Source organism: Robertmurraya siralis (assembly GCF_005502275.1).
Taxonomy (GTDB): Bacteria; Bacillota; Bacilli; order Bacillales; family Cytobacillaceae; genus Robertmurraya; species Robertmurraya siralis.
The window spans coordinates 18754-41992 of sequence record NZ_SWLZ01000017.1 but is presented as its reverse complement, the minus strand read 5'-3'; the positions used below and the strand labels follow the sequence as shown (position 1 = coordinate 41992).

The following is a 23239-nucleotide window of genomic DNA, read 5'->3' as shown; positions in this document are numbered from 1 at the left end:
ATTTTCTTGGAAAGCGCCTTTCAGAAATGAGTTAAATCATATACAATTATCTATATGCTTGAATGTGGACAAAGCATGACAAGTTGTTTCGTTTTCTATTTGAAGAATTTTCTAGGAGGAGTCTAAATGAGCACTGTCCATGAATACGACCGTTTCCGTAGTGAAGTAAAGCCCGCTCTTGTCAGTAAAGTGGAAGAATTAAATCTATTAGGATATGGGACGATCCACGAGCAACAGCTATGGGATTTTTTAACGAGTAAAAAGTGGAAGCGAGTAAGGGAGGACATAAGGTTATATGAGATAGTAGCCGATATTCTCTCATTAAAACCTGGTGAATATATGAGCTTTGCATCTGTTGAAGCATTGCGACTCCTCGATTTTTCTCTTGAGGATGAGGCAGAGCTGAAAGAATTATTAAAATGAACCATCTGATACATATAAAATTGACACCTATTCTAAACTGTTTCATAATAATCATATTGACTTCTTTGAAATGAAATAACAGGTTAACAGCACTAAGGAATTAGCTTTTGCGTTCTTTTAAGGAGGATTTCTACATAATGGTTAATCGGAAGAGAATCGTTGCTTTTTTTCTTATCGTCCTTGTTTTGGGTGGATTAATTGGAGCAACGACGACAAACATCTTAGGAAATATTAAACTCGGCTTAGATCTTCAAGGCGGATTTGAAGTGCTTTATGAGGTAAAGGCAAAGGACGGGGAAAAGATTACTGAAACTACTTTGTCAAGTACCGCTGAGGCATTAAATAAACGAATTAATGCTCTTGGTGTTAATGAACCAAGTCTGCAAATTGAAGGAAATAATCGTATCCGTGTCCAGCTGGCAGGTGTTCATGATCAAAATCAGGCCAGGGAAATGCTTTCTACAGAAGCCAACTTATCTTTCCGAGATGTGGACGATAATTTAATGATGGATGGCAGGGATTTAGTCGAAGGCGGAGCACAGCAAACCTTTGATGATAATGGCCAGCCTAGCGTTTCATTGAAATTAAAAAGCGCTGATAAGTTTAAAGAAGTTACAGAACAAATTGTCAATATGGGAGCTCCCAACAATTTATTAGTTATCTGGTTGGATTTTAAAGAAGGTGAACATAGCTTCCAGGAAGAAGTAAAGAAAGAGGAGCCGGCCTTTCTTTCTGCGCCGAGAGTTTCTCAGGTTTTCAGCCAAGATTCGGTTTCTATCACAGGAAATTTTACACTTGAAGAAGCGAGTACATTAGCAAATCTGTTAAATGCAGGGGCTTTACCAGTTGAACTTGAAGAAGTTTATTCCACTTCTGTAGGAGCACAATTTGGGTTGGATGCATTGGATAAAACCGTAATGGCAGGGATTATTGGAATTTTGGCAATTTATATTTTCATGATTTTCTATTATCGATTCCCTGGGTTCATTGCCACTGTTACATTATCGGTTTATATATACTTAATCCTTCTTGTATTTGATTGGATGAATGCCGTTTTAACACTACCAGGAGTTGCAGCGCTCATTCTTGGAGTAGCGATGGCTGTTGATGCCAATATCATCACCTTTGAGCGAATTAAAGAGGAATTAAAAGTCGGTAGAAACTTAAAGGCAGCTTATAAAGCGGGAACGAACGGTTCTTTATCAACCATCATTGATGCGAATATTACAACTCTGTTGGCAGCGGGTGTTCTCTTTTATTTTGGGACAAGCTCTGTAAAGGGTTTTGCAACCACATTGATTGTAAGCATATTAGTAAGTTTTATCACTGCTGTATATGGTTCTAGGTTGTTCCTAGGCTTATGGGTAAACAGTAATCTATTTAATAAAAAACCTGGTTGGTTCGGTGTAAAGCAATCAGACATAAAGGACATTTCCGAAAATTACGAGGCAATAGATCTACCTACGAGATTTGATAAATGGGATTTTATTAAACCACGTAAAAAGTTTTTTGCTTTTTCAGGTATCCTTATAACAATAGGTCTTGTATGTATGATCATATTCCGTCTGAATTTAGGAATAGATTTCTCAAGTGGTAATAGAATAGAGGTTCTTTCAGATCATTCTTTAACGAAGGCTGAATTCCAGGAACAACTGGAGACCGTTGGTATTAAGACAGATGATATCGTCATTTCAGGTGATACTCAAAATATCGGAGTAGCCCGTCTTAAGGGTGAGGATATATTAAATCAAGCTGAAGTTGCGGAATTAAAAGTGAAGTTCAAAGAGAAATATGGTGCTGAGCCGAATGTAAGCACCGTATCACCGACAGTTGGTAAAGAACTTGCCAAAAATGCTGGACTGGCTGTACTAATCGCGTCAATCGGGATTATCATCTATGTCACAGTTCGATTTGAGATGAGGATGGCTATTCCTGCCGTGCTAGCATTGCTATATGATGCATTTTTTATCATTTCGGTTTTTAGTATCACCCGTTTAGAGGTAGATTTAACCTTTATTGCAGCAATCTTAACGATTGTCGGCTACTCGATTAATGACTCGATTGTCACCTTTGATCGCATACGTGAAAATTTAAAGAAGAAAAAACGGATTAAAAAAGTGGAGGAGCTCGCCGATATAGCTAATCGAAGTTTGCGACAAACCTTTGGAAGATCGATAAATACCGTTCTTTCAACCGTGTTTGCTGTAGTTGCTTTACTTATATTTGGCAGTGAATCCATAACGAATTTTTCTTTCGCATTGCTTATTGGTTTAATTACAGGAACATATTCATCTCTGTTTTTAGCTACACAATTATGGTATGTGTGGAAGGCGAAGGAATTGAAGACGAAGGGCACATTGATTACTTACAAAGAAAAACGTAAAAAGACAGATGAGCCGCAAGTATAATGATGAAGAAGCTGAGTCAAAAGGTCGTTAAAATAGACTTTTGATCTCAGCTTTTTTCTGTTTTAAGGAATGGTATTTGGATCAACGTGTGAAATTCTTTCTTTTCAAAAATTCTAAAAATATTTACCTTGCAATACAAGATAAAACTTGTTATTCTTAAACTATACCATGTAATACAAGATAGTGTAATGAAAATATTCGAATTGCAGATTGGCAAGAAAGGAGGAAGAATTTGTCGACAACACAAATGCTGAAAGGGATAATTGACGGCTGTCTGCTGGCAATTATTAAGGAAAAAGAAGTATACGGCTACGAAATGGCAGAAAAACTTGAAAGTTATGGTTTTCATTCCTTTAGTGAGGGGACCATTTATCCATTGTTAATGCGAATGCAAAAAGAGGAATTGATTACCTCTACCTTAAAAAAGTCAACAGCGGGACCAAAAAGAAAATATTACTCGCTAACAGCAAAAGGAGAATTGGAATTAAAAAATTTTATCGAACGTTGGCAAAATTTACAGAGTAGCGTCAACGAAGTAATCAGACAATATACCATTACAAAAGGAGGTCATCAAGATGAAACGTGAATTGCCGCTTTCTAAAAAAAGTCAAAACTTTATAGAGGATTTACGCATTTATTTATTTTCAAGTGGAAAACAATGGGATGAGATTGAGGACGTGATAAATGAATTGGAAATTCATTTATCCGAAGCTGAAAAAAATGGGAAATCCATTGAAAAAATCATTGGCAAATCTCCGAAAGATTACATGGAGATGGTTTCTAATGAAATGCCTATTGATTATCGGACATTGTTTAAATCCATTTGTTTAATTATTTTTGGAGCGTTTTCTTTTAAAGTTTTCTCTGATTTGTTGGCAGGTACCCTTTCATACTCACTTTTGGAAGTCACTGGGTATTTAGCAATTGCTGTTATCTTTATTGCAGTTGTATTTAAAGGGTTTAAATATATTTCAACTATAAGTCAATCGAATATTATACGGGGCGTATTGATTTTTGTTATTAGTTTGCTTCCATTGCTTTTATTTTTAGGAGTTTCTTATCTTGATAAAATGATCTCGACACCAACAATTCATTTTGACAATATCGGAAGTTTCATCATAGGTGGAATTACCTTGCTATTTGTAATTGGTATTTCAATTTGGGCTAAGACAGGGGTGCTAATTATTATGATTGCATTGTTAACATTGCCTGATTATTTCCTTAACTTAACAGCACTACAATATGAGACACAACTGATCCTAAGTATGTTGATAAGTTTTGGTGGAATAGCAATATATCTATTAATCCTTTCTAAATTGGAAAAAAGTAAATAAGTGTTTACCATTATGAACAATCTAAAGGTATTGAATGCAACGAAATTTAGTTTGAGGATCTTTCACAGGTAATTTGTTAATGATGGTTTTACCAAGTTGTTTTTGCTAGTATTGCAGACAGTTATCGAAGTTTGGATAGACTTTTGACTTCAGTAATGAGCATAAAGCACAATCATATCTAAAAATATTTACCTTGCAATACAAGATAAAGCAAGAGAATTTTTAATTGGGGGGGTGTCGATAAATCTCTTTTACGTATTGACCTCTTATTATTGTAAAATAGGACGGTTATTGCATTTTACGAAATAAGTGATAGAAGAGGGACATTCTACCCCTCTTTTTTTACTTACCTCCATATAGAAGCAAGATCGTTCCTTTTGATGAAGCTATGACTTTATTTTTTAGTCGCCATTCCTCTTATTAATACCTCTAAAATTCAGTGAAGCTAGTTGTCCTCATTTTATAGAGTGGAAGAATATGGATGAGGTTTTTAGTAGTAAAAACATGCCAAGATGCGCCATGAAATTGAAATAACAATACGTCGTTGGAAAGTGCGCAAAAGTGAACTTCATCAATATTCATAGACAATACATAACTCAATAATGAAAGCATTTAAGTGCTAAATTACTTTTATGTTTACATTTTCTGATGGAAAAACTGAAACCAACCTTATGAGACTGAAGCGTTTAGGATAGACTGGTAGAAGGATTGTCTAAAGGGATAGTGGATTTTCGTTTAAGGGGGGGGAGTACGTTGGAAAAAAGTGAACGCTTTAAAAAAGCGGAGTTTGCTGCCATTATTGGCGTAGTTGGAAATATTGTTTTGGCAGCGTTAAAATGGAGCGTTGGTATATACGCAAATAGTAAGGCTTTAATAGCAGATGCAGTCCATTCTGCTTCAGATGTGGTAGGATCGTTAGCGGTTTTTATTGGTTTAAGAGCTGCGAAGCAACCTCCTGATGAGGAGCATCCATATGGTCATGGGAAAGCTGAATCGATTGCAGCCATAATCGTAGCCGTTTTGCTGTTTATCATCGGATTGGAAATTGGCCGCTCTTCATTTGACGCGTTTTTCCATTCGATAGAAGCTCCTAATCCGATTGCAATCGTAGCTGTGTTAATTTCAATTATTACGAAGGAATGTATGTTTCGTTATAAATTTCGATTAGGACAGCAATTAAAAAGCGATGCACTTATTGTAAATGCTTATGAACATCGTTCAGATGTTTATTCGTCTTTAGCCGCTTTAATGGGAATTGGCGCAGCAGTAGTTGGTAATCTTTTGCAAATAAGTTGGCTTGAATATGCTGATCCAGTAGCAGGACTTGTAGTAGCTCTTATGATCTTGAGAATTGCGTGGACGCTTGGAAAAGAATCGATTGGGAACGCACTTGACCGGGTCATGAATGATGAAGACACGGTTGAGCTTAGAAAAATTGTAGAAACTGTTCCTGAAGTTAAAAAAATAGATGAGTTTCATGCTCGCGAACATGGTCATTACGTTATTATTAACCTTAAAATATCCGTGGATCCACATATGACGGTAGAGCAAGGTCATAAAGTTGGAAAAGCCGTAAAGAAAAAGCTGCTGCGGGAAAAGAATGTAGAAAATGTATTTGTTCATATTAATCCGTACAAACCGAAATAAGAGAAGCATGGAAATCGTAATGTGCGCCAAAAGTGAAATAAGCTTTCAGCGCACATTTTTTTGTTTTTTCCATATTTACGAATACACTCTTAGCTTGAACCGACTATGGCGCTCTAGTATAATAGAAAAGTTGAGAGGTGAACGTATGTTAAAGCCGAAAACCAGATGGATTTGCCAACAAGTCGATGAAGAAAAAAAGAGAAGACTTGTAGAGGAGCTTAGCATTACACCGCTGGTAGCATCTTTACTTGTTAATCGGGGATTTGATACCCCGGAGCTAGCTTCGTCTTTTCTTTTTGATGAAGACCATGCGTTCCATGATCCATTCACTTTAATAGGGATGGATATTGCTGTTTCACGAATAAAAGATGCGATAGCAAATAATGAACAAATTCTTATATTTGGAGATTATGATGCAGACGGAGTTACGAGCACTTCCGTCATGATGCTCACGCTTCAGGAATTAGGGGCGAATGTACAGTATTATATTCCCAATCGTTTTACAGAAGGATATGGACCGAATGAAAACGCATTTCGCCATGCTGCTGAAAGTGGTATTCATCTTATCATCACCGTCGATACAGGAATTGCTGCGCTCCATGAGGCGCGAATAGCGAAAGAATTGGGGCTCGATTTAATTATTACCGATCATCATGAACCAGGACCGAAATTGCCTGAAGCACTGGCGATTATTCACCCAAAACTGGAGAACAGTCCTTATCCATTTCATGATTTAGCTGGTGTTGGGGTTGCGTTTAAATTGTCACACGCTCTTTTGGGAAAGGTACCAGAGCATCTGCTGCAATTTGCTGCGATTGGTACGGTTGCGGACTTGGTCCCTTTAGTTGGAGAAAATCGATTAATAGCCAAAAGAGGAATCCAAGCGCTAAAAAGTACAGACAATCACGGTCTGAAAGCGTTGTTGAAATTGGCTGGTGCCGATTTGCCTGCCATTAATGAGGAGACGATTGGATTTGTAATGGCTCCTAGAATAAATGCTGCAGGCAGACTGGAAAGTGCAGATATTGCCGTCGATCTCTTATTGACCGAAGATCCATATGAAGCGGAGACCATTGCAGAAGAAATTGATGCATTAAATAAAGAAAGACAAGCTCTCGTCAATGAAATGGTAGAGGAAGCGATACGAGAGGTTGAAGAAAACTATCCAATTGACGAAAATTCCGTTATTGTCGTTGGTAAATCTGGCTGGAACGCAGGTGTGATTGGGATCGTTGCTTCCAAACTTGTTGAGCGATTTTATCGTCCGGCGATAGTATTAAGCATTGATGACGAAAAAGGTTTGGCGAAGGGGTCTGCTCGGAGTATTATGGGATTTGATTTATTCCAAAATTTATCGACATGTCGTGATATATTGCCTCATTTCGGCGGGCATCCGATGGCGGCAGGAATGACATTGAAATTAGAGGATGTCGGAGAACTGCGCAACCGTTTAAATCATTTGGCTTCAAAAATACTTACTGAAGAAGATTTCATTCCTGTCACAAAGCTGGACAGTGAAATAGAATTAAAAAATGTTGATTTAAAGGCACTTGAGGAAATGCAGAAGCTTGCTCCATTTGGGATAAATAATCCAAAGCCGAAGGTACTTATTAAAGCAGCTAGTATTTCCCAAATGAAAAAAATCGGTGCCGATCAAACCCATTTAAAGCTTGTATTAGAGGACCAAGGAAGTTCATTAGATGGAATTGGTTTCGGATTAGGAAGTTTATTAGATGAAGTTTCTCCTTATGCGAGCTTAGCGGTGATTGGAGAATTAGCTATTAATGAATGGAACAACATACGGAAGCCGCAAATTTTTCTTCAAGATTTAGCGGTGCACGAGTGGCAGTTGTTTGATTATCGTGGCTTAAAGAGAATAGAAAAACTGTCCGATAGTGTTTCCGATGCACTTTGGATTGTGTTTAATGAAAAGTTCGTGAGCAAATTTGCCCATCAAAATAATGAATTAGTTGTGGTGGATAAGTTGGATAAAGCTCGGCATTTGGATATGACAGGACGGAACATTGTTCTCTCCGATTTACCCCCTTCTAAGGAGTTTCTTGTTTCACTTTTACAAGGGAAGCAACCAGCGAGAATTTATGCCCATTTTTATGGTGAAGAGAGTGATTATTTTTCCACGATGCCGACGAGAGAGCATTTTAAATGGTATTACGCTTTCTTGATGAAGAAGGCACCTTTTGATCTGAAAAGATATGGCGATGATCTTGCTAAATATCGTGGTTGGACGAGAGCGACGATTGATTTCATGTCGCAAGTGTTTTTAGAACTAGAATTGATAAAGCAGCATAATGGATTTATTACCTTAAATGAGGTTAAAAATAAAAAAGATTTATCAGAATCGATCACATACCAGCAAAAGCAGGCACATTATGCTCTTGAAGGGGAGTTGCTCTATTCATCCGTTGACGAACTAAAAAAGTGGTTTGACGAAATGATAGTTGGGTCGGTTACCAATGAGGAGGCAGTTGAAGAATGGATTTAAAAAAACATATTGCAATTGTGGAAGATTGGCCAAAGCCAGGAATTAAATTTAAAGATATTACACCATTGATGAACGATGGGGAGGCATACCATTACGCAACAGATCAAATTGTGGAATATGCTCGGAAGAAAGATATAGATATTATTGTTGGTCCTGAAGCACGTGGCTTCATTATTGGCTGTCCAGTAGCTTATTCTTTAGGAGTTGGTTTTGCCCCCGTACGTAAAAAAGGGAAATTGCCAAGAGCGACAATTGATGTTGATTATGGCCTTGAATATGGGAAAGATATATTAACGATCCATAAAGATGCGATTAAGCCGGGGCAACGCGTGCTTATTACAGATGACCTTCTCGCAACTGGCGGAACGATTGAAGCAACGATTAAATTAGTTGAAGAGCTTGGCGGGGTTGTGGCTGGAATCGCCTTTTTAATTGAACTTACTTACCTAGAAGGAAGAAGTAAATTAGATGGTTATGATATTTTAACATTAATGGAATTTTAACTGATTGTGAGCGCTGTTTGCGCTCTTTTTCTATATTCATTATGTGAAGGGCAAGTAAAGCAATTCGACAAAATTCTTACTTTTCTCGAAAAAAGAATGCTCAATCTCTTTACATATCGTTGTTTTTTTTCGATAATAGTAACAATTATATTATTTTTTATTTACAAAGAAGTGATCTGTACAGGAATGACAGAATCGATCAAATGTGTTAAACAAATACCTCAGGATAGATAAGGTGATTACATGGCCAATGAACAAGTTTTGACAGCTGAACAGGTCATCGAAATAACAAGGAAATATTTAAATGGTGAACATGTCAAGACTGTTCAAAAAGCATATGAATTTGCTAGACATGCTCATCGTGACCAATATAGAAAATCCGGAGAACCGTATGTTATCCATCCAATCCAAGTGGCTGGAATTCTCGCGGATTTACAAATGGACCCTGATACGGTCGCAGCCGGCTTTCTTCACGATGTTGTGGAAGATACTGAAGTTACGCTCGACGATATTCGTGAGGTCTTTAATGATGAAGTGGCAATGCTTGTTGACGGGGTGACAAAACTAGGAAAAATTAAATATAAATCGCATGAGGAACAACAAGCGGAAAACCATCGAAAAATGTTTGTTGCGATGGCTCAGGATATTCGCGTGATCTTAATCAAGTTAGCAGATAGACTGCACAATATGCGGACATTGAAGCATTTAACCGCTGAAAAACAGCGGCGTATTTCCAATGAAACATTGGAAATATTTGCTCCTTTAGCTCATCGCTTAGGGATTTCAAAAATTAAATGGGAGCTGGAGGATACAGCTCTTCGCTATTTAAATCCACAGCAATATTACCGCATTGTAAACTTAATGAAGAAAAAGCGGGCAGAACGAGAGCAGTACTTAGACGATGTTGTTGTTGAGATGCGTACAGCATTGGATGAGGTTGCGATCAAAGCGGATATTTCCGGACGACCGAAGCATATTTACAGCATTTATCGAAAAATGGCACTGCAAAATAAGCAGTTCAATGAAATTTACGACTTGCTTGCCGTTCGCATTGTAGTTAACAGTATAAAGGATTGTTACGCGGTGCTTGGCATTATTCACACCTGCTGGAAACCAATGCCTGGGAGATTTAAAGATTATATCGCCATGCCTAAACCGAATATGTATCAGTCTCTTCACACAACAGTAATCGGACCAAAGGGTGATCCACTCGAGGTGCAAATTCGAACCTTCGATATGCATCGAATTGCTGAGTTTGGGATCGCAGCCCACTGGGCATATAAAGAAGGGAAAACAGTTGATGAGAATTCTTCTTTAGATGATAAACTCACATGGTTTAGAGAAATTCTCGAATTTCAGGATGATTCTTCAAATGCAGAAGAATTTATGGAATCGTTGAAGATTGATCTTTTTTCCGACATGGTCTTTATCTTCACCCCTAAAGGAGATGTAATTGAATTACCGGCTGGCTCCGTTCCCATCGACTTTGCTTATCGTATTCATTCAGAGATCGGCAATAAAACGATTGGTGCAAAGGTGAATGGAAAAATGGTCACCCTTGATTACGAGCTGAAAACAGGAGATATCGTCGAGATTTTGACATCCAAACACTCTTATGGACCAAGTCAGGATTGGATTAAGCTTGCGCAAACTTCACAGGCAAAAAATAAAATTAGACAATTTTTCAAAAAACAGCGTAAAGAAGAGAATGTAGAGAAAGGCCGCGAGCTTGTTGAAAAAGAAATTCGCAATATGGAGTTTGAATTAAAGGAAATTTTGACGCCAGAAAATATTAAACGTGTGGCTGAGAAATTTAACTTTTTCAGTGAGGAAGATATGTATGCTGCTGTTGGATACAACGGGATTACAGCTCTCCAGGTGGCGAATCGTTTAACAGAGAAATGGCGCAAGCAGCGAGATTTAGAACAGGAAACGACGATTGCCAGTGCGGTCAATGAGTTAAGATCATTCCCGACAAAGAAAAAGCGAGAGTCAGGTGTTAGAGTAACAGGGATTGATAATTTACTGATACGTTTATCAAGATGCTGTAGTCCTGTACCAGGAGATGATATCGTTGGATTCATTACGAAAGGCCGCGGCGTCTCTGTTCACCGTTCAGATTGTACCAATATTGATACGGCAGATGCGAAAGCACGGCTCATTCCAGTGGAATGGGAAACAGCCTTAAATGATCGTAAAGAATATAATGTTGATATTGAAATCACTGGATATGATCGAAGAGGATTGCTGAATGAAGTATTGCAGGCTGTCAGTGAAACGAAAACCAATATCTCTGCTGTAACTGGTAAGTCGGATCGCAATAAAATGGCGATAATTAGCATGACGATTATGATCGTCAATGTTGCTCATTTGCAAAAAGTAGTCGACCGGATTAAACAGATCCCAGATATTTATGCTGTGCGAAGAATAATGAATTAGATTTTTTCATCCGGTTGAGCTAAAAGAACGATTGTGAAAAATCCATTAATTATAAATCCGTGCTAAAATCCCTGCTGTCGAGAATGTGACAGCTTTTCTTTTTTTAGAGGAGGTAAATATATTATGAGAATCGTCGTACAAAGAAGTAAGGAAGCGCAAGTAACGGTTGCAGGAGAAGTTGTTGGAAAAATCAATAAGGGTTATGTTCTTTTAGTGGGTGTCACCCATGAAGACAGTGAAGACGACGCAAAGTATTTAGCTGAAAAAATTGCCCATTTACGTGTTTTTGAAGATGAGCATATGAAAATGAACTTGTCTTTACTTGATGCAGGAGGCGAAATTCTTTCCGTTTCCCAATTCACCTTATATGGAGATTGCCGCAAAGGGCGAAGACCAAACTTTATGGATGCAGCGAAACCTGACCATGCAGAGAAGATATACGAGCATTTTAATCGTTTATTAGAAGAGCAGGGGATTCATGTTGAAACAGGTCAATTCGGGGCAATGATGGATGTACAGTTGACAAATGATGGACCGGTGACACTTATTTTGGAAAGTAAATAGATAAGGTGAAGACCTTAAAATCGTTTTGAGGAGATTCAACTCTTCTTCCAATCTTCAAAAATTGAAGGGAGGATTCAAATGGACAATCAAAATGACAAAAAGAAGAAAGATAATGAAACATGGAAGCTTTGGGATGCTATATTTACTTCAGGTCTATTGTCTTTTTTCAAAGACAGTCAAGAAGCTGGAAATGATCAAAAAAATTCAATCAGCTGCTCTTACAAATTGTATTCGGTCTTATTTTTGCCGTCATTCTGTTTGCGATTGGTTTTTGGATATTTTTGGACTAAAGCCATTTTCGTTAATTAGAAAAGGGTCTGTCCAGAAGGCCAATGATCAACTGATTTTATGATCTTCTTTTTTGGAAAAAGTACAAAAAATCCCCTTAATTGGTTAAATGAAGTTTGAAAATCGAGTAAACAGAAAGGAAGAGGAGAAAAACGATTCGTTTTTCTCCTCTTCCTTTCTACAGCGACATTTCAGAAATCCTCATCTTTATTATTTAAAATACCTCACGACGCCTTGGACAATGGCATTGGTGACCTGTTCTTGATACTGGGAAGTATTTACCATCAGTTCTTCTGTCGGGTTGCTTATATACCCCAGTTCCAGTAAAACAGCTAATTGTTTATTTTCCCGAATGACATGGTAATCCCCTTGGCGAACACCGCGATCATTCAGTTTGGTTTGCTTGATGACGGCATTATGTATGCTTGAGGCTAGTCCCTTCTGATGTGAATGATAATAATAGCTTGTCATTCCTTTGACAGTATAATTATCAATGCTGTCATAGTGAAGGCTTATAAAGGCATCAACATTTTGATAGTGAGCCATACTCACTCTGGAACTGAGAGCAAGGTATTGATCGTTGCTCCTTGTCATGAATACTTTTGCCCCTTGTGCTTTCAATTTATTCGCTAAAAGCTGGGCGGTTTTTAACGTTAAGTTTTTTTCGAGGCTTCCCTTGGCTCCTGTTGCTCCGTTGTCTCTTCCCCCATGACCAGGGTCAATCATGATCTTCTGATTTTTTATATCGCTACTTGTTCCGATTTTTTTGATTTGAGGGACACCGTTACTAACCGTAACAATCCAGCCAGCGACATATCCACTTTTTCCATTTGCTAATTTAACTTCATACCAATCCTTATGGATGTTGACAATTGAAAATTTGTCTCCAGCATTTGCTCTTGCTACTACCTTTGCGCTTAAATCGGGAGCAGACCGAATATTCGTTCCATTATGGTCAATCGTTAAGCTGCTGTTTTTTGGAGAACTATTGGAAGAAGGGGCTTGTGATGGTATTGATTTCTCTATATACCATCCAGCAATCCAGCCGTTTTTGCCAGAATTAAGTTCAATTTTCACCCAACCGTTCACTTCTTCAAGAATTTTAACTCTCTCTCCTTTAGAAACGCTGCCGATAACTTTTCCATTTAAAGAACCAGAATCTCTAACATTTAGAGAAGCTGCCGTGACACTCCCCGTTATCCCAGAAAGGTTTGAATTTGATTTAGCTGGTGGAACAGAAGTACCGGTGTCCGATTCAAGCTTTACATATTCACTGCTAATCCATGCTTGTTGGTTTTTAAATGTAATTTCAATCCATCCGTTATGATGTGAGAGAACGGTTATTTGTTCCCCTTTTTTCAGACTTCCTAAAGATTGCCCTTGCGTAGATGGAGTTGAACGGACATTAAGGGAGGTTGCGGTAATTGTCCCGATATTTCCTCCTGTTGTTGTTTCCTTCTTTGTTTGTAAATAGTCTTTTGAAATCCAGCCTTTTCCGAAGCTGCTATTAACCTGATACCAATTAGCTTCAGATTTAAGAATTTCCACCGTATCGCCCTTATTTAAAGCTCCAAGTACAGAGTGGCTTGTCCCAGGACCGGTTCTGACTCTAACGCTATTGGCTGTAACATTTCCCTTTATGCTTCCATCTGCAGGTGCCACCGTCTCTTTTTTTGTAACAAGCCAGCTTGCAATCCATGCTTTCTTTCCTGAGCCGATATCGATTTGGTACCAATCGCCTTCTTGTTTTATAAAGGAGAAGGTATCCCCTTTATTTACCTTTTTAAGGACATTATAGCTAAGCCCCGGACCTTCCCTGACATTGACGTTCGCTTCGCCAACTTGTACCGTGCCTGCAGCAGCAGGTTGAAGCGGCAGAAAAATACATGATAAAAAAAGTATAAGACAAAGCATTAGTGGCAAATATTTATTTCTCTGCATTCTCTGTCTCCCTTCGCTAAATACTAGGTATCCTTCTTTGTTACAAGCTATTGCTTTTCTCTCAAAGGCTCGGCAATTTTCATGAACTTTGCCGTTATTTCGAATTTTGGTTACTATAATTTGGTTTCTCTGCATTCTTCTATTCTAAGGGATCGGACTAAACTTGTTAAGTCCATGCTTCACGATCTTTTTGTTTTTTTAAGGTTTGTTCTATGTCGGTGATCGTTTTATCCATTAAGTAAAGGATAATTATCTATCCTTCATGGAAACAATAGAGAGAGAAAAAAATAAGAAGGGTGATTTCGATGAGGTTTAGTGATAAAGGAACGACGATTCAACAAGGTGAAAATCAACTATTTGGCATTGATCTCCATGATTTTCTGCAAAAGGAACAGAATTCAAGCATGATCGAGCTAGCATCTGAATTCGGCTTAACGATGAACGATGTGCGAAAATTAAAGAAACAGTTAGAACGTTCATGAATAGTCTTGACAATTGCAGTCTTGCTCCGTATTATTATATAAATAAAGTATGAGAAGATGATAACCGTTGATGGAGAAGAGTAGTTAAGATACATATGATTAGAGAGGGAGTGCCACAGGCTGAAAGCATTCCTACATAATGGCTTAATGAAAGAACACTCCGTAGGCTTCGCTCTGAAAGAGAAGATTCTTTAGTAGGAGAGGAACGTGAACAGGCGTTAACTGTCAAAGTGGAATGGCGTAATAGCACGTCTTCAATTAGGGTGGCACCACGGGATTATATCTCTCGTCCCTTGTATATTTATATACAAGGGACGGGAGTTTTTTATTTTTATTCGGAAGATTTCAGAGGAGGATTCTCATGTCTATTAATATTCCAAGAGGAACTCAGGATATTTTACCTGGACAAGTAGAAAAATGGCAGCTCATTGAAGAAAAGGCTCGAGAGCTTTGTGGGAAATTTCAATATAAGGAAATTCGCACGCCGATATTTGAACATACAGAATTATTCACAAGAAGCGTGGGAGATACAACTGATATTGTTCAAAAAGAAATGTATGAATTTGAGGATAGAGGAGGCAGAAGCCTGACGCTTCGTCCTGAAGGAACGGCTGGAGTCGTCCGCTCATTCGTTGAACAAAAAATGTTCGGCTATGCTAACCAGCCAGTAAAGCTCTATTATATGGGGCCAATGTTTCGTTATGAAAGACCGCAAGCCGGTCGCTTTCGTCAGTTTGTCCAATTTGGAGTGGAAGCTTTAGGAAGCGCAGATCCAGCAATTGATGCAGAGGTCATCTCATTAGCGTATAGCTTATATCAAGAAATGGGCTTGAAAAAACTGAAGATCGTCATCAATAGTCTTGGTGACAAAGAAAGTCGAAATGCCCATAGAGAGGCGCTGATTCAACATTTTCAGCCACGAATTGGAGAATTTTGCAGCGACTGTCAAAATCGCCTCACGACCAATCCATTAAGAATTTTAGATTGTAAAAAGGATAGGGAGCATGAGCTGATGAAAACAGCACCTTCCATTCTTGAATTTTTAAATGCCCAGTCTCAAGCATATTTCGAGAAGGTGCAACAATATTTAACAGCACTTCAAATCCCCTTTGAGGTCGATTCTAATTTAGTAAGAGGATTGGATTATTATAACCATACAGCATTTGAAATTATGAGCGATGCAGACGGGTTTGGTGCAATCACTACTTTATGTGGCGGAGGTCGCTACAACGGCTTAGTCGAAGAGGTTGGTGGACCAGAAACACCAGGGATTGGTTTTGGTTTAAGCATAGAACGCCTTATTGCCGCTCTTGAAGCAGAAAAAGTAGAGCTTCCATTAGCAGAAGGTATTGATATCTATTTAGCAGGTTTAGGTGAAGCTGCTCAAGAATATACTGTAAAGCTTTTATATCAGCTTAGAAACGCTGGTTTTTCAGCAGAACGTGATTACTTAAATCGAAAAATTAAAGCGCAGTTTAAAGCAGCCGATCGCTTAAAAGCCAAATATGTAGCAATTTTAGGAGAAAATGAGCTAAATGAAAATAAAATTAATGTGAAGTCATTAGCATCCGGTGAGCAAACGGAGTATTCGCTTGACCAATTTATTGAACAATTTAAGGCTTCAGTTGAATAGGAGGAGTTTTTGTGTACGGGAGAACGTATTTTTGTGGAGAAGTACCAGAGCAAGCGATTGGAGAGCAAATCGTTTTAAAGGGATGGGTACAAAAGCGCCGCGACTTGGGCGGCCTCATTTTTATTGATTTACGTGATCGGACCGGAATCATTCAGGTCGTCTTTAATCCTGAAGAATCACCGGAAGCACTCGCGATTGCAGAGAAGATTAGAAACGAATACGTTCTTGATATAAATGGGATCGTAGTGGCGCGCGAAGAGGGAACGATTAACGAAAATGTGAAGACAGGAAAAATTGAAGTAAAGGCACAGAAGGTAACGATCATAAATGAGGCCAAAACTCCTCCTTTTACGATCGATAATAAGTCTGAAGTATCCGAAGATATCCGTCTAAAATATCGTTATCTAGATTTACGGCGTCCAGTGATGTTTGAGACGTTCAAAATGCGTCATCAAGTCACTAAAGTAGTGCGTGATTTTCTAGATAGTGAAGGCTTCTTAGATATTGAGACGCCCATTTTGACGAAGAGCACACCTGAAGGGGCACGGGATTATTTAGTACCGAGCCGTGTTCATCCAGGAGAATTCTATGCCCTACCGCAATCGCCACAGCTTTTTAAACAGATGCTTATGGTCGGTGGAATTGAACGGTATTATCAAATTGCTCGTTGCTTCCGTGATGAAGATTTACGTGCAGACAGGCAGCCTGAATTTACACAAATCGATATTGAGACAAGCTTCTTAAGCCAAGATGATATCATTGCCATGATGGAAGCGATGATGAAGACAATGATGAAGGAAGTAAAAGGGCAGGATATTTCGATCCCATTCACTCGCATGCCTTATGATGAAGCGATGGCACGCTTTGGTTCTGATAAGCCTGATACTCGCTTCGGACTTGAGCTAGTCGATTTATCAGAGATTGTGAAAGAATCTGGCTTCAAAGTATTCGCAGGTGCTGTTTCCTCTGGAGGACAAGTGAAGGCGATCAACGTCAAGGGTGCTGCTTCTGCTTATTCTAGAAAAGATATTGATGCTTTGACAGAGTTTGTTGCAGTCTATGGTGCAAAAGGTCTCGCTTGGCTGAAAGCTGAAGCAGAAGGATTAAAGGGACCCATTTCAAAATTCATTTCTGAAGATGAAGCAGCGGGCATTCGCTCAGCATTAGAAGTAGAGACAGGCGACCTCTTACTATTCGTAGCCGATAAGAAAACGGTCGTCGCAGACGCTTTAGGGGCTCTTCGCCTCAAGCTTGGAAAAGATCTTGAATTAATTGATCAAAGCAAGTTTGAATTTCTTTGGGTCACTGATTGGCCGCTATTGGAATATGATGAAGAGGCTGGGCGCTACTTTGCTGCTCATCATCCATTTACAATGCCTGTACGAGAAGACTTACAACTATTGGATACTGACCCGGGTGCAGTAAGAGCACAAGCATATGACTTAGTTTTGAATGGCTATGAGCTAGGCGGGGGATCTCTTCGTATTTTTGAAAAAGAAGTACAAGAAAAAATGTTCAAAATTCTTGGTTTTTCAGAAGAAGAAGCAAGAGAGCAGTTCGGTTTCTTACTTGAAGCATTCGAATATGGGACACCACCGCATGGCGGAATCGCTCTCGGATTGGATCGCCTTGTTATGCTACTTGCTGGTCGAACGAATCTTCGCGATACGATTGCGTTTCCGAAGACGGCGAGCGCAAGCTGCTTGTTAACAGAAGCACCTGGTGAAGTCAGTGAAGCGCAGCTTTCCGACCTCCATTTATCGTTGAAAAAGAAGTAATTGGTAATAAATGCATAGGGAGCCTTCTTGAAAGGGCTGCCTGAATATGCTATGATTAAAACAAATAAAGAGTCCTGATGTGTTTGTGGTAAACCCTATGTTTTGACCTAACATACTACCTTCGGGAGTTTGCGTTTCCTCGTGAAGTAAATGCCTATTTAGTAGGACTTACAACCACTCGGAACAGAACACCCACCTGCTGAGTGCGGGTTCAAAACGAAGGATAAACGAGCGACGGCACAATTGGGACTCTTTACATATGAAAAAACCTTCATGCGCAAAGCATGATTTTTTTTTAGGTTTATTAGTGTTGATTTCTCGCTTATTTCGTTTAAACCTTAATCCAATACGAAATGAGCCAAAAATCGTTATATCAGTAATATTGTTTAACAAAGCCTTTTAAAACTAAATACGTTTCTTGTCAAACTAAGAAAGAGGCTGTCCGAAAAGCTAAGCTTTAGGACAGCCCAGTGCGATACTATTTATATTTAAAAGGAATCAAACTTCTTCCACCTTTTCTATCCAATCCTTACCTTCTACCCTTCTTGAAACCAACATCGCAGAAGCATTATCTCCTGTCACGTTTAAGGCAGTTGCCGGTGCATCGATGATGGTGCTAATGGCTGCAATAATCGGTAGTGCCTCCATTGGAAAACCATATAAACTGATGATTAACATTTCAGCAATCATCCCACCACTTGGAATAGCTCCCATTACCGTTCCTCCAAGAACCGCAATTAACATTGCAAGTCCAATTGTTCCGAAACCAGAGAAATCCATATCGAAGACGCTGAATAGGACGGCGATTTTTAAAATGACACCTAAGACAGAACCATCTTTATGCATGGAAGCTCCTAGTGGAATAACGGTTTCCCGGATATCTTTTGGAATCCTCATCTTCTCTGTTGCTTCAAGATTTACAGGAAGAGATGCCATACTGCTACAAGTTGCTAATGAAGTAACGGTTGGTGAGAGCATGTGACTCCAAAACAATTTAATTCCTTTTTTACCTCCTGATAGAAATGCATAACTTGTATAAGCAACCACAAAAAATACTGCTGCTACGATAAAATACAAAATAGCTGTTTTCATGTATGTTTCGAGTAAATTTGTCCCAAATGTTCCCACCAAATAAGCGAAATATGCTCCTAATCCAATGGGAGCGTAGTACATGACTAGGTTCACCATTTTCGTTAAGACAATTGTTCCGGCATTCATAAAAATCGCAAGGGGTTTCGCTTTTTCTCCAACCTTTGTTATGGCAAAACCAAGCAGTAATGAGAAAAATATAAGAGCTAGCATGTGTTCTCTACTAAATAATTCGATGAAGTTGTCGGTAGTAAAGATTCCTACAAGTTGTTCTCCAGCTGATATAGTTTCGATAGATTCTGGTTTAGTTAATTCAACATTCATATCTGTTGCACCTGGGAACATTTTTACTGCACCTACCATCACCAAGGCTGCAATTAGTCCTGTCCCTAAAAAAACAATAAATGTAGATGACATGACCTTTTTGAATCTTTGCCCACTTCCCATATTAGCAATAGCCGATGTAGTTGCAAAAAAGACTAAAGGTACTACAAGTGTGAACATCAAATTTAGAAAGATATCACCTAAAGGTTTGATAACTTCTGCCTGTGCACCCATGTTGATTCCTAATATGCTTCCGATAATGACTGAACTCAGTAGTATGATAGGGAAGCGATAGTTTTTCAATATTGCTTTCATGAATTCCTTCCTCCCTGACTTTCATGGCTCTCTAATGGTACCATATTTCAATGGTATTTTTGCTTATTTTCGCAATATTGTTCTTTGCGCATTCATGCTATGGATTGAACCGCAATTTTCACCTCTAGATGCTAAATAGGATAAAGTATGGTATATTCTTTACGGGTAAAAATAGAACCAAAATGTTTTTAAACTGAATATGGAGTGGTTAATAGATGTTACATCAGTTTTCAAGAAATGAACTTGCCATTGGAACAGAAGGATTAAAAATTATGAAAAATAGTACAGTGGCAGTATTGGGAATCGGCGGAGTAGGTTCCTTTGCCGCTGAAGCACTGGCTCGGTCAGGAGTCGGACGTCTTATTTTAATTGATAAAGATGATGTTGATATTACGAATGTCAATCGACAAATTATCGCCCTTCTTTCCACAGTCGGGAAACCGAAAGCGGATTTAATGAAAGAGAGAATTAAAGACATTAATCCTGAGTGCGAGGTTATTGCTTTAAAAATGTTCTATACGGAAGAAACGTATGAGCAAATTTTTGAGTATGGGCTTGATTTTGTTGTTGATGCTTCGGACACGATTGTTTATAAAATTCACTTAATGAAAGAATGCTTAAAGAGAAATATTCCGATTATTTCAAGTATGGGTGCGGCAAATAAGATGGATCCGACTCGTTTTCAAATTGCGGATATTTCGAAAACACATACGGACCCAATTGCTAAAGTTATTCGTACAAAATTACGAAAAGAAGGGATTAGAAAAGGAATTCCAGTTGTGTTCTCAGATGAGAGCCCTGTCGTTATTCGTGAGGATGTGAGGAAGGTTGTCGGTAAAGAGGATGCTCCAATTAGAAAGGCGAAAATGCCACCAGCCTCCAATGCCTTTGTACCGTCTGTATCGGGATTAATTATGGCGAGCTATGTCGTCAGAGAATTATTAAAGGATATTAAAATTCAGCGGGTAAAGGATGAAAATTAGGTTAGCGTAGAGTAGACAAAAATGCACAGTTCAGCCGTATATTATCAGCAGCATGGCATGGGGCTGCAAACCTTTTTAGCTAAAGCAAGTGGAGACAATGTCCTCATTTTCCCCCACTTGCTTTTCTTTGTTGTATTAAAGTAATTGTTTAATGAAGGCAGTCCCTCGGAGAAAGTTTGTATGAAAGAATAGGGTGATTCGTACTGTCCACTGAAGAAGCGGAAGACAGATACTAGTGAAATTTGCCCTCACAGCCTCGTTTGGACCATAAAAAAACGTCATCCCCTCGTTAATGAGCAATATGCTCTCCTAAAAGAGATTCAGTTTCGCTTAAAATTCTAGCAATTGTTTCGTATTGCCGCGTCAGCTTCTGATTTTGCTCTTTTTTCTCGTTATATAATTTTTTTAAAGCCGCCGCCTTGTTTTTTAGAGCAACATGCTCTGCTTTTAGTTTTTTATGTTCTTCAGCGAGCGCTGCATGTGATTCTTCCTGTGCTAACGTTTGTAAATATTGAACAACGGTATCCAATGTTAAAGGGTCTGGCGCTGGAGGGTCACTTTTTTCAGGTGCGGGAAGCTGGAGTTGCGCTGTCGGAGTGGAGGAAGTCTTTTCCTCCTTACATAAAACATGATTCCAGCGGTGACTGCAGGCCGCAGGTGTTCTTCCTAAGAGGGCTGCAGCTTTTTTAAAAGCAGCCGTTTTGGTAGCTCCTAATTGCACATGTTCAAGTACAATTTTTTTTAATAGATGATGGTCTTCGTCTGTCCATTTTTCCCTTCTGTTTTTCATATTTTCACTCCTTAACTGATGTCCGTATTGTCAAAACTTTTATAAGAAATAGGTTATAGAATACCTAGATAGAGGGCTTTATAAGCAAAAAAATGGCCACCCCCTGAATTTTAGGCAAGAGTGAGGTTACCACACGACACTAAAATCCTAAATTGGCGTTCTTTGTCCCCATGAACCCTCTATGAGGACACACTTTGCTTTTTTCAGCTTTCTTTGTCCCCATGGACTCTTTATGAGGACACATTTTGCTTTTTTTTGGCGTTCTCTGTCCCCATGAACCCTCTATGAGGACACACTTTGCTTTTTTTCAGCTTTCTTTGTCCCCATGAACCCCCTATGAGGACAAGGTTAGCTTTTTTTTAGCGTTCTTTGTCCTCATGACCGCTTTATGAGGACACGCTTTGTTTAATTTTGGCGTTCTTTGTCCCCATGACCGCTTTATGAGGACACGCTTTGTTTAATTTTGGCGTTCTTTGTCCCCATGAACCCCCTATGAGGACACACTTTGCTTTTTTTCAGCTTTCTTTGTCCCCATGAACCCTCTATGAGGACACACTTTGCTTTTTTTCAGCTTTCTTTGTCCCCATGAACCCTCTATGAGGACACACTTTGCTTTTTTCAGTTTTCTACGTCCTCATGAACCCCTAAAAGGAAAGTACCTGTTATTCATCCAGAGTTATCAAGCTTGCCAACGATGCCAGCTCGATGGACAAAACTCATTGGGTTCGCTCAACAATGGATTCCCCAACAGAGGTCTGCCTCACTTTTTGTTTAGCAGAGCCCTTGAGTTTTAGCGATTGCGTGACCTCCCACTCAATAACTGGAAGAGAACCTAAACATCTAGGTAGTTTTCATAGAACTTTTGACACTACCCTGATGTTGTTATTCTTATCGTCACCGAAAGAAATTGAATCTATGTAAAGTGTCGTAAATTCCTAGCATCGGAAAATAAAAATAAATTTATGTTGCATTATAAAAAGTACCAGTGTATTATTTAACTAGAACACTAAGTCGCGAGGAGAGAGTTATCATGTTAGCATTTAAAGGTTTATATTTAAAGGATTTAAAAATATCGAAAGGCAATTTTCTAATTGGAATGGGTCTTTTGTTTTTAATAGTGGTGTTTGCTTATGGGTTAAGGGGATATTTTGGGGAACCACTTGTACCGCTCATATTCTTTTTTGCCATATTGGTTCTGCATGTCTTATATCTTCCCGTAATATTATTTACTTCATTGCAATTAGAGGGGCAAAGTCAATTATGGCTTCACAACCCAAACGGTGGAATAAAGCTTTTCTTATCTAAATTGGGAGCGGCCTTGACTTATTACTCTGCTTCACTGCTAGCGACCTTTCTATTGTTGCAATTTGCTATTTCAACGACGGAGATTTCCGAAGACCTGTACGGTATGACTGAGGTGTTAAATAATCATCTCTTGCTTGTTATTGGTGGCGTTACATTAACTGGAATTTATATTAGCGTTTGGTTGCTATTTTACTGGACACTCTATCATTCTTTGAAGGGGATCCCATTTCTAAGTAGAATTCGCTGGCTTGTTTTACTAGTCGTATGGATTGTAATTAGTACGGTTAGCAATTATCTGGCAGAAACGAAAGTGTTCGAGGTCATTCAAGAAAAAGGTACAGTGCAACTTAATATTTTTAGTTCACAATTCGTTGATATGACAGGGACGGTTGGTCAGATTAATTTAGTTTCCATTGCTCTACATGTTGTTACGGCGATCGCAGTATTTCTAATATCTGTTTTGTTATTAGAAAGGAAAGTGGAGGTGTAG

The 23239-nt window shown here is 38.8% G+C and carries 18 protein-coding genes, 1 other RNA gene, 1 pseudogene and 1 other annotated feature; of the genes and pseudogenes, 17 read left to right on the top strand and 3 right to left on the bottom strand.

Going from position 1 to position 23239, the window contains the following annotated elements:
- The first annotated feature begins 126 nt into the window (after positions 1–126).
- The 10 genes from FCJ93_RS17170 (at position 127) to FCJ93_RS17125 (ending at position 12130) form a co-directional block, all read left to right on the top strand.
- Positions 127–423, top strand: coding sequence for a post-transcriptional regulator (locus tag FCJ93_RS17170; protein ID WP_095307215.1), 297 nt, complete (start codon positions 127–129; stop codon positions 421–423).
- A 137-nt stretch (positions 424–560) separates the two neighbouring features.
- Positions 561–2831 carry a protein translocase subunit SecDF gene (gene secDF, locus FCJ93_RS17165; protein ID WP_137744257.1) on the top strand — a complete coding sequence of 757 codons (2271 nt, stop codon included), beginning with the start codon at positions 561–563 and terminating at the stop codon, positions 2829–2831.
- Positions 2832–3078: 247 nt separating this feature from the next.
- Entirely contained in the window at positions 3079–3417 is a 339-nt protein-coding gene (locus tag FCJ93_RS17160; RefSeq protein ID WP_137744284.1) for a PadR family transcriptional regulator, read from the top strand.
- Entirely contained in the window at positions 3407–4165 is a 759-nt protein-coding gene (locus FCJ93_RS17155; protein ID WP_137744256.1) for an HAAS domain-containing protein, read from the top strand. The genes FCJ93_RS17160 and FCJ93_RS17155 overlap by 11 nt, the downstream gene beginning before the upstream one ends.
- Before the next feature lie 753 nt (positions 4166–4918).
- Positions 4919–5812 carry a cation diffusion facilitator family transporter gene (locus FCJ93_RS17150; protein WP_095307206.1) on the top strand — a complete coding sequence of 298 codons (894 nt, stop codon included), beginning with the start codon at positions 4919–4921 and terminating at the stop codon, positions 5810–5812.
- A 145-nt stretch (positions 5813–5957) separates the two neighbouring features.
- Positions 5958–8315 (top strand): single-stranded-DNA-specific exonuclease RecJ, encoded by a 2358-nt coding sequence (gene recJ / locus FCJ93_RS17145; protein ID WP_137744255.1) that lies wholly within the window; start codon positions 5958–5960, stop codon positions 8313–8315.
- Complete coding sequence (locus FCJ93_RS17140; RefSeq protein WP_095307195.1) at positions 8306–8818, top strand: adenine phosphoribosyltransferase; 513 nt, start codon at positions 8306–8308, stop codon at positions 8816–8818. Before recJ ends, FCJ93_RS17140 begins: the two co-directional genes overlap by 10 nt.
- Positions 8819–9061: 243 nt before the next feature.
- Positions 9062–11257 (top strand): RelA/SpoT family protein, encoded by a 2196-nt coding sequence (locus FCJ93_RS17135; RefSeq protein ID WP_095307188.1) that lies wholly within the window; start codon positions 9062–9064, stop codon positions 11255–11257.
- A gap of 123 nt (positions 11258–11380) precedes the next feature.
- Positions 11381–11821, top strand: coding sequence for a D-aminoacyl-tRNA deacylase (gene dtd, locus FCJ93_RS17130; RefSeq protein ID WP_095307182.1), 441 nt, complete (start codon positions 11381–11383; stop codon positions 11819–11821).
- Positions 11822–11899: 78 nt separating this feature from the next.
- On the top strand, positions 11900–12130 hold the full coding sequence (locus FCJ93_RS17125) for a hypothetical protein (RefSeq protein ID WP_235879530.1): 231 nt from the start codon (positions 11900–11902) through the stop codon (positions 12128–12130).
- Between the two features lie 189 nt (positions 12131–12319).
- Here FCJ93_RS17125 and FCJ93_RS17120 read toward each other — a convergent pair whose 3' ends face one another.
- Positions 12320–14050, bottom strand: coding sequence for an SH3 domain-containing protein (locus tag FCJ93_RS17120; RefSeq protein WP_137744254.1), 1731 nt, complete (start codon positions 14048–14050; stop codon positions 12320–12322).
- Between the two features lie 305 nt (positions 14051–14355).
- Between FCJ93_RS17120 and FCJ93_RS25060 the strand changes: the two genes are divergently transcribed.
- The 4 genes from FCJ93_RS25060 to ssrS all read left to right on the top strand — a co-directional run bounded on the left by FCJ93_RS25060 (position 14356) and on the right by ssrS (position 18197).
- A complete protein-coding gene (locus FCJ93_RS25060) occupies positions 14356–14532 on the top strand; it encodes a hypothetical protein (RefSeq protein ID WP_170211341.1) in 177 nt (58 codons plus the stop codon).
- Between the two features lie 58 nt (positions 14533–14590).
- Positions 14591–14829: a binding site (T-box leader), on the top strand.
- Between the two features lie 64 nt (positions 14830–14893).
- Positions 14894–16165, top strand: a complete 1272-nt coding sequence (gene hisS, locus FCJ93_RS17115) for a histidine--tRNA ligase (RefSeq protein WP_095307171.1) — start codon at positions 14894–14896, stop codon at positions 16163–16165.
- A gap of 11 nt (positions 16166–16176) precedes the next feature.
- Positions 16177–17943, top strand: coding sequence for an aspartate--tRNA ligase (gene aspS / locus FCJ93_RS17110; RefSeq protein ID WP_095307164.1), 1767 nt, complete (start codon positions 16177–16179; stop codon positions 17941–17943).
- A gap of 68 nt (positions 17944–18011) precedes the next feature.
- Positions 18012–18197, top strand: a non-coding RNA gene (ssrS, locus tag FCJ93_RS17105) — 6S RNA.
- Positions 18198–18441: 244 nt separating this feature from the next.
- Here the strand turns inward: ssrS and FCJ93_RS17100 are convergent.
- Positions 18442–19659: a dicarboxylate/amino acid:cation symporter gene (locus FCJ93_RS17100; protein ID WP_137744283.1), complete on the bottom strand. Its 1218-nt coding sequence runs from the start codon at positions 19657–19659 to the stop codon at positions 18442–18444.
- A 227-nt stretch (positions 19660–19886) separates the two neighbouring features.
- Here FCJ93_RS17100 and FCJ93_RS17095 point away from each other — a divergent pair, with 227 nt between their 5' ends.
- Positions 19887–20654: a tRNA threonylcarbamoyladenosine dehydratase gene (locus tag FCJ93_RS17095; RefSeq protein WP_095307152.1), complete on the top strand. Its 768-nt coding sequence runs from the start codon at positions 19887–19889 to the stop codon at positions 20652–20654.
- A gap of 289 nt (positions 20655–20943) precedes the next feature.
- On the opposite strand, the gene FCJ93_RS17090 is transcribed toward FCJ93_RS17095, so the two are convergent.
- Positions 20944–21444: a Myb-like DNA-binding domain-containing protein gene (locus tag FCJ93_RS17090; RefSeq protein WP_095307146.1), complete on the bottom strand. Its 501-nt coding sequence runs from the start codon at positions 21442–21444 to the stop codon at positions 20944–20946.
- A gap of 611 nt (positions 21445–22055) precedes the next feature.
- Here FCJ93_RS17090 and FCJ93_RS26030 point away from each other — a divergent pair.
- Positions 22056–22219 (top strand): annotated as a pseudogene (locus FCJ93_RS26030) (DDE-type integrase/transposase/recombinase); the annotation flags it as partial.
- Positions 22220–22474: 255 nt separating this feature from the next.
- Complete coding sequence (locus tag FCJ93_RS17085) at positions 22475–23239, top strand: hypothetical protein (RefSeq protein ID WP_095307071.1); 765 nt, start codon at positions 22475–22477, stop codon at positions 23237–23239.